Source organism: Brevibacillus aydinogluensis (assembly GCF_961514395.1).
GTDB classification, from domain to species: domain Bacteria; phylum Bacillota; class Bacilli; order Brevibacillales; family Brevibacillaceae; genus Brevibacillus; species Brevibacillus aydinogluensis.
In genome coordinates, this window is record NZ_OY569118.1 from 751,883 (window position 1) to 763,208 (window position 11,326).

Annotated in this window: 13 protein-coding genes; 9 read left to right on the forward strand and 4 right to left on the reverse strand. The window is 58.9% G+C overall.

All coding sequences use genetic code 11. The annotated features are described in order from the left end of the window. The first annotated feature begins 2 nt into the window (after nucleotides 1-2). The 4 genes from Q7F15_RS03595 to Q7F15_RS03610 all read left to right on the forward strand — a co-directional run bounded on the left by Q7F15_RS03595 (nucleotide 3) and on the right by Q7F15_RS03610 (nucleotide 3,409). Nucleotides 3-1,439 (forward strand): bifunctional metallophosphatase/5'-nucleotidase, encoded by a 1,437-nt coding sequence (locus tag Q7F15_RS03595; RefSeq protein ID WP_212133605.1) that lies wholly within the window; start codon nucleotides 3-5, stop codon nucleotides 1,437-1,439. Between the two features lie 62 nt (nucleotides 1,440-1,501). Next, on the forward strand, nucleotides 1,502-1,741 hold the full coding sequence (locus Q7F15_RS03600) for a DUF6154 family protein (RefSeq protein ID WP_171566886.1): 240 nt from the start codon (nucleotides 1,502-1,504) through the stop codon (nucleotides 1,739-1,741). Between the two features lie 81 nt (nucleotides 1,742-1,822). Further along, the gene (locus Q7F15_RS03605; RefSeq protein WP_171566887.1) at nucleotides 1,823-2,125 is read left to right on the forward strand and encodes a YunC family protein; all 303 of its coding nucleotides are present in this window, start codon (nucleotides 1,823-1,825) and stop codon (nucleotides 2,123-2,125) included. Nucleotides 2,126-2,314: 189 nt separating this feature from the next. After that, nucleotides 2,315-3,409, forward strand: a complete 1,095-nt coding sequence (locus tag Q7F15_RS03610) for an HD-GYP domain-containing protein (RefSeq protein ID WP_171566888.1) — start codon at nucleotides 2,315-2,317, stop codon at nucleotides 3,407-3,409. Nucleotides 3,410-3,428: 19 nt separating this feature from the next. Here the strand turns inward: Q7F15_RS03610 and corA are convergent, their stop codons facing one another. Both corA and Q7F15_RS03620 read right to left on the reverse strand, forming a co-directional pair. Then, nucleotides 3,429-4,364, reverse strand: coding sequence for a magnesium/cobalt transporter CorA (gene corA, locus Q7F15_RS03615; RefSeq protein WP_171566889.1), 936 nt, complete (start codon nucleotides 4,362-4,364; stop codon nucleotides 3,429-3,431). Continuing rightward, the gene (locus Q7F15_RS03620; protein ID WP_171566890.1) at nucleotides 4,321-4,545 is read right to left on the reverse strand and encodes a hypothetical protein; all 225 of its coding nucleotides are present in this window, start codon (nucleotides 4,543-4,545) and stop codon (nucleotides 4,321-4,323) included. The genes corA and Q7F15_RS03620 overlap by 44 nt, the downstream gene beginning before the upstream one ends. A 369-nt stretch (nucleotides 4,546-4,914) precedes the next feature. Here Q7F15_RS03620 and Q7F15_RS03625 point away from each other — a divergent pair, with 369 nt between their 5' ends. After that, nucleotides 4,915-6,231 (forward strand): globin-coupled sensor protein, encoded by a 1,317-nt coding sequence (locus Q7F15_RS03625; protein WP_212133603.1) that lies wholly within the window; start codon nucleotides 4,915-4,917, stop codon nucleotides 6,229-6,231. Nucleotides 6,232-6,283: 52 nt separating this feature from the next. Here the strand turns inward: Q7F15_RS03625 and Q7F15_RS03630 are convergent, their stop codons facing one another. Next, the gene (locus Q7F15_RS03630; protein ID WP_171566892.1) at nucleotides 6,284-6,781 is read right to left on the reverse strand and encodes a Crp/Fnr family transcriptional regulator; all 498 of its coding nucleotides are present in this window, start codon (nucleotides 6,779-6,781) and stop codon (nucleotides 6,284-6,286) included. A gap of 36 nt (nucleotides 6,782-6,817) precedes the next feature. After that, nucleotides 6,818-7,207, reverse strand: a complete 390-nt coding sequence (locus Q7F15_RS03635; protein ID WP_171566893.1) for a VOC family protein — start codon at nucleotides 7,205-7,207, stop codon at nucleotides 6,818-6,820. Between the two features lie 217 nt (nucleotides 7,208-7,424). Here Q7F15_RS03635 and Q7F15_RS03640 point away from each other — a divergent pair, with 217 nt between their 5' ends. The 4 genes from Q7F15_RS03640 to Q7F15_RS03655 are packed head-to-tail and all read left to right on the forward strand — an operon-like array spanning nucleotide 7,425 to nucleotide 11,302. Then, nucleotides 7,425-8,108 (forward strand): GntR family transcriptional regulator, encoded by a 684-nt coding sequence (locus Q7F15_RS03640; RefSeq protein WP_171566894.1) that lies wholly within the window; start codon nucleotides 7,425-7,427, stop codon nucleotides 8,106-8,108. Beyond that, nucleotides 8,105-9,307, forward strand: a complete 1,203-nt coding sequence (locus Q7F15_RS03645) for a CaiB/BaiF CoA transferase family protein (protein WP_304415122.1) — start codon at nucleotides 8,105-8,107, stop codon at nucleotides 9,305-9,307. The genes Q7F15_RS03640 and Q7F15_RS03645 overlap by 4 nt, the downstream gene beginning before the upstream one ends. Then, nucleotides 9,304-10,203 carry a hydroxymethylglutaryl-CoA lyase gene (locus tag Q7F15_RS03650; protein WP_230077367.1) on the forward strand — a complete coding sequence of 300 codons (900 nt, stop codon included), beginning with the start codon at nucleotides 9,304-9,306 and terminating at the stop codon, nucleotides 10,201-10,203. The genes Q7F15_RS03645 and Q7F15_RS03650 overlap by 4 nt, the downstream gene beginning before the upstream one ends. 37 nt (nucleotides 10,204-10,240) lie before the next feature. Then, nucleotides 10,241-11,302, forward strand: coding sequence for a TRAP transporter substrate-binding protein (locus Q7F15_RS03655; protein WP_304415123.1), 1,062 nt, complete (start codon nucleotides 10,241-10,243; stop codon nucleotides 11,300-11,302). Nucleotides 11,303-11,326: the final 24 nt, after the last annotated feature.

Genomic DNA, 11,326 nt, shown 5'->3' on the forward strand with positions numbered 1-11,326 from the left:
CTGTGGCGGACACTTGTACCTTGCACATTCTGCACACCAACGACGTGCACAGCAACTTTTCCAACATGCCGCAGATCGCCTCCTGCCTGCGCCAGAACCGGCAGAGGTGGGAAGCGCAGGGTGAGCGGGTGCTGACCGTCGACATCGGCGACCACGTGGACCGCATGAGCCTCAAAACGGAAGCGACGTGGGGGCGGGCCAACGTCGGGGTGTTGAACCGGAGCGGGTACCAGTACGTGACGATCGGCAACAACGAGGGGATTACCTTCCCCAAAGAAAAACTGGACGCCTTATACGAACACGCCGACTTTACAGTGGTGGCCGGCAATCTGATCGAGCCGGCGAGCGGGCAGACGCCGCAGTGGGCGGTGCCGTACGCGGTACATCATTGGCCCGATTTGCGGGTGGGGATTCTGGGGGTGACGATCCCGTTTGTCCCGTTTTACCGGATGATGGGGTGGGACCTGCGCGAGCCGCTGCCGCTGATCCGCGAGCAGGTCGCCATGCTTCGTCCTCAGGTGGACGTAATCGTGCTCCTGTCCCATTTGGGCTATCAGGCGGACTGCCAGTTGGCCCGGGAGGTGGATGGACTGGACGTGATCCTCGGCGGCCACACCCATCATATACTGGAGCATGGCGAGCGCATCGGCCGCACGTTGATCGCCCAGGCGGGCAGATATGGCGAGCTGGTCGGACACGTGCGTCTGACCTGGGATGCGGCGGCCAAACAGGTAAGCGGTCTGAGCGCCGAGCTGTTTCGCACGAACGACTATCAGCCCGAACCGGAGCTGGACGACTACTTGCGGCGGGAAACACTGGCGGCGGAAACCCTGCTGGATCGTCCGGCGGTTTCTCTCTCGACCGATCTGGACATCGGATGGACAAACGAAACGCCGTTTGGCTCGGTGTTGGCCGCCAGCCTGCGCAAGTGGACCGGAGCGGAGGTGGGTCTGGCCAACGGCGGGCTGCTGCTTACGACGCTGAAGCACGGCCCGGTGTCGTACAAAGACCTGTTGACCTGCGTGCCGCATCCGATCAATCCCTGTGCCGTCACGCTGACGGGGGAGCAGCTGCTGAGCGTGCTGAAGCGGGCTGTCCAGCCGGAAATGGTGCAGCGGGAACTGCGCGGTTATGGCTTCCGGGGCAACCAGATCGGCTGGATGGGCGTGGACGGCCTGCGGGTGTGGTATCGCCCGGGTGAGCAGCCGGACATCGAGCGGGTCGAAGTGAACGGTGAGCCGCTTGATCTCGGGCGGTCGTACCGGGTAGGCACTGTGGATATGTTTATGTTCAGCCGCCTGTTCCCGGAACTGGCCGACGGCGGCGAGATTCGGTTTTACCTCCCGGAGCTTTTACGAGACATCCTCGCGGTGACGCTGGGGGATGACGTACTGGTTCGCGCCGGCTTTGAACCGCGCTGGCTGCCCGTGACCATCTGACGGAATTCCTGAACACCTGCCCGGCGAATGGGGCATGCTACAGGGGAAAGGAGGAGCGAATCATGCGGTTTATCGACGAAGTGTACAATTTGTACAAAGGCCACTTCAACGGCAGCGAGGAGGACATCGTCGCCATCGTCGTCGGCATCTTGGCGGAACAGTCCCGGGAGGATTTGCTCCGTCTGGTGTCGGACATGGAGGAGGAAGAGCTGTTTCAGATGCTGGCCACCTACATGATCGAAGTGATGAAGCGAAAGGTGGCGATGGAAGACGAGCTGTCTCCCTCCCCGCAGGTGCATTGAGCTTTCGCGATAACACCCTTTCTGGCTGGATGTCATAGGATGGAAGCGCACCGACAGTTGGAGACAAAGGAGGAATCTGCGATGATCGAGGTCGCACCCGTCCGTTTTGAAGAGGGAACGGCCATCGCCGTGACCGTGCGCTTGCCCAAAACCACACTGCTTGCCGTCACCACGGACAAAGGGTACATCATGTGTGGCGCGCTGGATGTCGGCTTGTTGAACGAACGACTGGCCAGCCGGGAGATCGTTGCCGGCCGCGCTGTGGGGGTCAAAACGATTGAGGAACTGCTGGACGCTCCCTTGGAATCGGTGACAGTGACGGCGGAGCGCCTGGGAATCACCCCCGGCATGATCGGTCGCGATGCCGTCCGCAAAATGTTTTAGCCTGTCCGGATGTGAAGCCTTGCGAAATGCGGAAAAAAGTCGCCTTTGTCGGCAGAGACGGAGGCGATTTTTTTGCATTTGCAAACAGGTGCCTCTTTTCGACAGGAGCGGCCTTGTTGAGAAAAACATGTAGAAGCCGATCGAATCACGTTATAATAGGGGTACTACGACGAAAGGCGAAGAATGGACATGAGATTGACCTCGATCCACAAGATTCGGCCGGGCGACACGCTGGCCCGTCCCATTTACGCGGAAAACGGAACCGTTCTGGTGGGCGCCGGTGTCGAATTGACGCAGCGCATGCTGGACAGGCTGAAACAGATGAACATCGCCACGCTGTATATACAGGACAAGCGCACGGACGACATCGTGTTGGAAACGCCTGTGTCGGAGCAGACACGGCGGGAAGCGATGAGCGTCATCCAGACCGCGTTTCGCTCGGTGCATGAGTTTCCGCACAAATGGCAGCAGGTGTTTTCGGACAAGCAGTTGGGCCGTCAACTGCGGCAGGTGTTGTCCCGGGTGTCGGACGAGTTGAGAGCCTGCCGTTCGGCGATGAACCTGCTGGCGGATGTCTGCGCCTCTGATCACTACATTTTCTCCCACTCCTTCAACGTCACGCTGTACGCCACTGCGCTGGCAATCAAATCCGGTTTTTCAGAACGAGAGGTGCTGGAGATCGGCATCGGTGCCATGATGCACGACATCGGCAAGATGGCCATTCCCGACGAAATCTTGAAAAAGCCGAACCGCCTCACCCCGGAAGAGTATGAAGTGATGAAAAAGCACGCCGAGTACGGGTTTGAACTGCTGCGCCGGCAGGAAGACATTCCGCTGCTGTCTGCCCACTGCGCGTACCAGCACCACGAACGGCTGAACGGGACAGGCTATCCGCGCCGCTTGAAGGGCGGGGAGATTCATCCGTACGCCCAGTTGGTGGCCGTTTGCGACGTGTTTGACGCGCTGACTACACACCGCATCTACCGACCGTCGCTTCTGCCCCACGAAGCGATGGAGAAGCTGTTTGCCGGGACGGAAACGTTGTTTGCCAAGCCGTTTGTGGAATGCATGCGGGACACCATTTCCCTCTACCCGCTGGGCTTGTCGGTGACGCTCAATACGGGCGAGTCGGGCGTGGTCGTCGATTCCAACAAGGGCATGCCCAGCAGGCCCATCGTCCGCATCCTCTACGACGAAAAAGGCGAGCCGGTGGCGTCGCCGTACGAATACGACCTGTCCAAGCGGCTGCAACTGATGATCGTCGCCTGCGACGGCCTGGTATGAAGCTGCGCGGGGAGTCCCTTCAAAGCCACTTTTTTCGCTTGAAAATCCAGAACATCGTCAAGCCGAGCGCGGCCATGAACGCGAGGACGAGGTAGTAGCCAAATGGGGATTTTAACTCCGGCATGTATTCGAAGTTCATCCCGTAGATGCCGGTCACGATGGTCAGCGGCATGAAAATCGTGGTCAGGGCGGTAAAAATGCGCATGATGTCGTTCGTCCGCCCGGCCACGGCGGAGTGGTACGCTTCCCGCAGGTTGCTGATCAGGTCGCGAAACGTATCGAAGCTTTCCACGATCTTGACCGCGTTTTCCAATATATCGCCGAAGTACTTCCGCAGACGGGGTTCGATCAGCGGAAGTTCTTTTGTATGCAGCGCATCGATCAGATCGCGCTGCGGCAGGAGCATCTTGCGCGCGTACAGCACTTCACTCCGCAGGCCGACGATCTGGTTCAACTGTGTCTTGTGCACGTTGAGCAGGATGTCTTCCTCCAGTTTTTCGATCAGTTCCTCGATATGTTCGACCACCTCAAAATACCGGTCCACGATCTGGTCCACCAGATGGTAGAGAAACGCGTCCGGCCGGTTCAGCTCTTCCTCCCTGACGATTTGCAGCAGACGTGAGTAGATTTCGTGGGGATGCTTGCTGACAGTGATGATGTAGTGGCTGCCCAAAAAAATGTTGACCTCTCGCAAAAAGATATCCTGGTCGCGGAATTCCGCATTGTTAATGACGATGAAATAGTGATCGTGGTAAATCTCCAGCTTGGGTCGCTGCTCCTCCTCATCCAGACAGTCGTCGATCGCCAGGTCGTGCAGCCCGAACAGCGGCTGCAGCACATCAAGGTCAAACAGGGTGGCGTCGATCCAGTAAAAGCCGACGGCGGGCGGTGTGCGTGTCTCGTCGAGGTCGTCAATCTGGGTGATCAGTCCGTTCTGTATCAGTCGAATCTTCATGAACCATGCTCCTGCCGATGGATGATGAGGGAGGGGGTGCGTTTGAGGACGCGCCGTCGCTCGGAGACTGACGGGCAGCCATGCGCGGCCAGATGCGCGTCAGGATCAGCTCGTACGCCGTCCGCAGCGCCTCTCTGCTTGGAGCGCTGCGGACGACCTGGTCCGGGTCGGACGTCTTCATGGGATACCGCCTCCTTTTTCCGATCGGTGTCACCATCAAGGGTATGACGTCACGCCCGTCCGCTTGCCGTTTTCGTGTTGACGGACAGCCCGGTTTCCTTCCTGTAGTGTGCCTCACTTTCCGCTATTTGTTTCCTTGGGGAATGCCTATTCGTCGCGTATTGACTGGACTTGATCCGATGCGAATACGCCAAACAAAATGGTTTTCAAACGATTATTTCAAACGATTATGAAACAACGGACTGACATTTTTTTGCTGCAGCGAAGACGCACGGGTTTGGAAGGCAGCATGATCGGGGTATAAGTATGTAGATGATGGTGCCAAATGGGGGTTATGGTGAAAATTACTGGAAAAAAAGGAGAGCAAAGAATGAGCAAAAGCCCATTTTCGAATTGGTTCGGCCGAAAGAGCGGCCGCAAAGACGAATCTTTTTTTCGGGACATGCGGGATAAAGGAGAAATCCTCATCGATCCGCAGTCCGAGCTGGCCAGACAATTGTCGATGATTTATTTGACCGAAGAGGATCTGGCCGTGGTCAAAGCGCTTCAGCCCTTGATTGCCCAACACATCGACAACATCGTTGACAGCTTTTATGACAAGCTGGAGCAAGAGCCGAAATTGATGTCCATCATCGAGAATAAAAGCTCGATCGAACGGCTCAAACAGACGCTGAGACGGCACATTCAGGAGATGTTCAACGGCCGGATCGACGCCGCCTATATCGAGCAGCGCAGACGGATCGCCATCGTTCACGTGAACATCGGGCTGGAACCGAAATGGTACATTGGCTCGTTTCAGAATCTGCTGGCATCGCTGATCGAGATTATGGACGATGCAATTGCGGACAAGCAGGATTTTGTCCGGGCCGTGACCGTGGTGACGAAACTCCTCAATATCGAACAACAGCTCGTGCTGGAAGAGTACGAAAATGAGCACGAGCGGATGCGGCAGGAAACGCAGCGGAAAAACGAGCAGCTTCGTCAGGTCCTGGCCCAGTCCGCCCACGAGCTGGCAGCCATTTCGGAGCAGACCAACACGTCGGTGCAGCAGCTGACGGAACAATCACGGGACGTGCTCCGCTTTGCAGAGAGCGGCACGAGCCATTCCCTGCGCGCCCAGCAGTTGTCCCAGGAAGGCAGGGAAAAGCTGGAGACCCAGCAGAAGCAGATGGAGTTGATCCAGCAAAGCGCCCAGCAGATCGCTGCGGAAATGGGCACACTGGAGGAGATTGCCGAAAAAATTCGCGGCATCGTCGACGTGGTGACCGCCATTGCCGAACAGACCAACCTGCTGGCGCTCAACGCCGCGATCGAAGCGGCTCGTGCCGGAGAACAAGGGCGCGGGTTTGCCGTCGTGGCCGACGAAGTGCGCAAATTGGCGGAACAGACGAAACAGTCCGTCTCCGGCGTGACGGAACTGATCGAAAAGACCAGCGCCCAGACGGTCAGCATGTCCGCAGTGGTCAAGGAAGTGGAGCAGATGGTGGCGTCCAGCACCGCGATGACTGCCGAGACTACCGCCTTTTTCGCGGAAATCCTGCAGGCGGTGACCGAGAGCAAAGAGCAGAGTACGCACATCCAGCAGGAACTGGAACGCTTCTTCAAGGTGATGGAAGACATCAATAAATCGGTATCGCAGGTGGCCGTCTCCGCCGACCAGCTGTCCGCGATCACGGAAGACCTGTAACGATAGCCTGTAACGACAAACAGGCACACTATGGTGCTGTTCCATGGTGTGCCTACGTGTTTTTACGCAGCAGCCGGTTCACCGTCTCCCGCCGCAGCCCGACCAACTGGCCGATCTCTTCCTGGGTGAGCAGCTCGGTCAAGGCGTAATCGCCCACGTACGTGCGAAACCAATCGGTCAACAGAGCCAGCTTGTCCGCCGGAGAGGAAGCGGTTAATTGGTCCATGCGCTGCTGGGTGAGCCGCAGCTTCATCTGGAGCTGCAATGCGATGTCCCGGTACATCAGCGGGTTTTCCTCCAGCGAGCGGTACCACTCGTCCGGAGGGATGACGTCCACGTCGCTGGTCATCAGGGCGATTGCGGTTCCGTGGTATTCCTTGTCCGACAGGAGCGAATGATGGGGAACGATTTCTCCGGGCAGCAGAATGTTGAACAGAAACGGTGAGCCGTCCTGCTGCACCCTTACTACCTTCAACAGGCCCGACTGGATGCGAAAAAGCGGTCCCCGCTCGCCCTGGCGAAACAGGACGTCCCCTTTGTGCAGCCTCATCGGCATCCCTCCGTCTCGCGTGACGGGCCTATGCCGTCAGCGGGTAGATTCAAAGAGTTCCAGCCGTTCCCCGTCCGGCCCCTCGAAAAAGATGTAGCGCGAACCGTTGGGCAGCGTCGTCGGCGCATCGTCCACAAAGGTGACGCCCAACCGTTTCAGCCGCTCGATTTCCTCGTCCAGGTTGTCCACCGTAAACGCGAGGTGGTGCACCTTGCCTTCCACCGGCAGCTCGCTGTTATAGCCGTGGATCAGTTCCAGTTCCGTCTCCGTGGTGCCGGGGAACCCCAGAAACGCCAGCGTGATCCCGGGGTTGGTGTGGACCAGCGTACCGCGGCATTCCAAGCCCACGACATCCCGGTAAAAGGCGATCGACCGCTCCAGATCCTTGACCATCAGGCCGACGTGTTCGATCTTTTTCACTGCCATGCTCATCTCTCCCCTTTTTCCAGTCGTTTCCCTCATTGTAGACGATTTTTCCCAAAAAGTCTGTACGCGGTTTTGGGCGGCGCACGCAGGCGCTATTTTCTAGTCGGACATATTTCAACCAGAAATAATTGACATTCTTTTCGGAATTAAATTACTATTTGGAAAACAATTTGTATACAGCATACAGTATTCATGACAGGGGAAGGGTTTGAGGATCATGCCCAGGATTATTAAGCGCAGCGAGACGCTTCAGGAACAAGTGTACGAATATTTGCGGGAACAGATACTGTTTGGCGGGCTTGCACCGGGGCAGCGGTTGATCGAGGAGCGCTTGTGTGAAGAGACGGGCGTGAGCCGCAGCCCGATACGCGAAGCGATCCGCCGGCTGGAAAAGGACGGTCTGGTGGTGGTGCAGGCACAGGGAGGGGTCACGGTCTACGAGCCGACGTTCGAAGATTTTACCTCGCTGTTCGAGTGCCGTCTCCATCTGGAACCGGCGGCCGCCCGTTTTGCCGCCGAGCGCCGGACAGAAGAGGAATTGGCCGACCTGCAGGAACTGTTGGCACAAATGGCGGACATTGCCCGTGACAGCGACGCCCGCAGAACGCACGAGCTCCATTTCGCTTTTCACCAACGCATCGCGGAAGCGAGCAAAAACCCATACATGGCCAAAATCATGAACGATCTGAAGGTGCTGATTTCGTTCTACCGCAACGCCATCCTGCAGGTGCACCCGCATCGGCCGGAGACCGTCATTGCCGAGCACGGGGCGATCCTCGACGCGATTCGCAGGCGCGACGCAGACGCGGCTGCAGCGCGAATGGCTGAGCACATTACCCGCGATTTTCGCCTGTGCATGGAAACCAAACGCAGAACAATACGACAAGGAGGGGACCGATGAACGCACGAAAACCGCTGCAGGGTGTGCGCGTGCTGGAACTGGGCACACTGGTGGCCGCGCCGTTCGCCGGCAAGATTTTTGCCGAGTTCGGAGCAGAGGTGATCAAGGTGGAGCCCCCAGAGAAGGGTGACCCGCTGCGCAACTGGCGGACAATGCACCACGACACGTCCGTCTGGTGGTATGTCCAGGCACGCAACAAAAAATCGATAACCGTTGACATGCGCAAGGAAGAAGGGCAGGAGATCATCCGCTCGCTGGCCCGTGAAGTGGACATCGTCATCGAAAATTTTCGGCCCGGGACGCTGGAGAAATGGGGGCTTGGTTACGAGGTGCTGAGCGGAATCAACCCTGGGCTGATCATGGTCCGCATCTCCGGTTACGGGCAGACCGGTCCCTACCGCAGCAAGCCGGGATTCGGCAGCGTGGCGGAAGCAATCGGCGGCCTGCGTTACTTGACCGGGTTTCCCGATCGACCGCCGGTGCGGGTGGGCATCGCGATCGGCGACCTTACGGCGGGCCTGTACGCGGTGATTGGGGCGCTGATGGCGCTTCACGCCCGCAGCCGCTCGCCGGAAGGAAGAGGACAACTGGTGGACGTAGCCTTGTACGAAGCCGTGTTCAGCCTGCTGGAAGGCGTGCTGCCTGAATACGACCTGAAAGGGGTGGTGCGGGAGCGGACAGGCAGTTCGCTGCCAGGCATCGCGCCATCCAACACCTACCTGTGCGCTGACGGCAAGTACGTCGTGATCGGCGCCAATGGGGACAGCATCTTTAAGCGGCTAATGCACGCCATCGGCCGCAGCGACCTGGCGGAAGACCCCCGATATGCCACCAATCAGGGACGGGCGGAAAACGTAGCATTCATCGATCAGGTGATTGAGGAGTGGACAAAGCAGCATCCACTCCAGGAGGTGCAGCGCCGTCTGGACGAGGCGGCTGTTCCCGTTGGGCCAATCTACAGCATCGTGGAGATTGTCGAGGACGAACACTACCGGGCACGTAACATGCTGGAGGAAATCCGTCTGCCTGACGGAGAGACGGTGCTGTTTCCCGGAGTTGTCCCCAAGCTGTCGGAGACGCCCGGCGGACACGAGTGGGTGGGGCCGCGGCTGGGGGAGCACAACGAGGAAATCCTCAAGGGTCTGCTCAGACTGGATGATGCTGAGCTAGCCCGGCTGAAGGAGAAGAAAGCCATATGACGACAGACGTGACGATCATCGAAGTGGGGCCGCGTGACGGCTTGCAAAACGAACCGTGCTTCATCCCGACTGAGAAAAAGCTGCGTCTGATCGGCATGCTTGTCAATGCGGGCCTGCGCCGGATCGAGGCGGTGTCGTTTGTCCATCCGCAGCGCGTGCCCCAGATGGCCGATGCTGAAGCGGTGATGGACGGGCTCCCCCGGGTGTCCGGGGTCTCGTTTGCCGCGCTCATTCCCAATCGGAGGGGATTTGAGCGGGCGGCAGCGTGCCGGCTGGACGAAATCAACTGGGTCACTTCCGCCAGTCCGGCGTTCAACCGGCACAACATCAACCAGACGATTGAGGAAAATCTGGATGCCTTCCGCGAGCTTGTTCCGCTGGTCCGGCAGGCGGGGCAGCGGATCCGTTTTTCCATCGCCACCAGTTTCGGGTGTCCGTTCTCTGGAAGGGTAGATCCGGACGTCGTGCTCCAGTTGGCCGAGCAGGCGATTGCCGCTGGTGCGGATGAGATCGGTATCGCCGACACGATCGGCATCGCGGTTCCGGACGAAGTGTACGCGCTGTCCAGACGGCTGATCGACGCCGTGGGGACGGAGCGAATCGCGCTGCATCTGCACGACACCCGCGGCTTGGCGCTGGCAAACACGTACGCCGCTTACACGGCGGGAATCCGCAGCTTCGAGACAGCGGTCGGCGGACTGGGCGGCTGTCCGTTTGCGCCGGGCGCTGCCGGCAACGCGGCGACGGAGGATGTCGTGTACATGTTTGAACGGATGAAGGTGCGTACCGGAGTAGATTTTTCCAAGCTGCTGGACGCTGCCGATTATGCCGTCAGCCTTTCCAAGCGCAAGCCGCTTGGCCGCATCCGGCTGGTTGAATCGAAAAAACGCCAATGATTAACGATTCACTGATGACCAAGGGAGGAAAACCACAATGAAAAAAAGTTGGATCAGCGTATGGACGACGATCGGACTACTGGGCAGTCTGCTGGCCGGCTGCGGCGGAGCGGCGGCACCAGGGGGCACTGCGGCTGACGGCACGTCAGGCGGGCAGGTGGCATCCGCTGACGGCTACCAGGAGGCGACCATCCGTCTCGCCTACAACCTGCCGCAGGACCATCACATCGCGCGCGGGGTGGAAGAGTTCGCAAAAAAAGTGACGGAGCGCTCCGGCGGCAAGGTGAAAATCCAGGTGTATCCGGCCGGGCAACTGCTGAGCGACAAGGAAATGAACCAGGCGATCCTGACGGGCGGCGTCGAGATGGGGGTCAACTCGTCCACGCTGTGGTCGTCGGTGGTGCCGGCGATGGGTATTTTTGACGTGCCGTTCGCGTTTCCCACCTACGAGCTGGCGGGCAAGGCCCTGGCCGGACCTGTCGGACAAAAGCTGAATGCGGAGATGGAGAAGAAGGGGGCCAAAGTGCTGATGTACGCCGACTATGGCTATGCCCAATTCGCCAACAGCGTCCGCCCGCTGACCAAGCCGGAAGACTTTCACGGACTGAAAATTCGCAGCATCGGTCACATCCCGTCGGTGATGATCCAGGCGTACGGCGCGGCCCCTGTCTTTATGGGCGCAGGTGAAGTGTACATGGCGCTGCAGCGCAAGACGATCGACGGCGCCACCTCCGGCACGACAGCGATGGTGCAACGCAAGTACGACGAGGTGTCACGCTATTTGACCGTCGTCAACTACGCCTACCTGGAATTCCTGCTCGCAGTGAACAAGCAGTACTGGGACGCGCTGCCGCCCAAAACGCAGGAACTGTTGACCGAGACGGCCAGGGAGACGGAAGAGTGGATCCGCAAACAGGCAGAAGAAGAGGACAAACAGACGACCGAGCAGTTGAAACAAAGAGGCATGGACGTGTACGTGGTGCCGGAGAGCGACCTGCCGCAGTGGAAGGAAGCGGCCAAGCCCGCCTGGGACGAGTACCTGAAAACCGCCGGGGACTTGGGCAAAGAGCTGCTGGACGACGTGCAGAACATCAAGTAACCGTGCGGCAGAATGCGAGAAAGG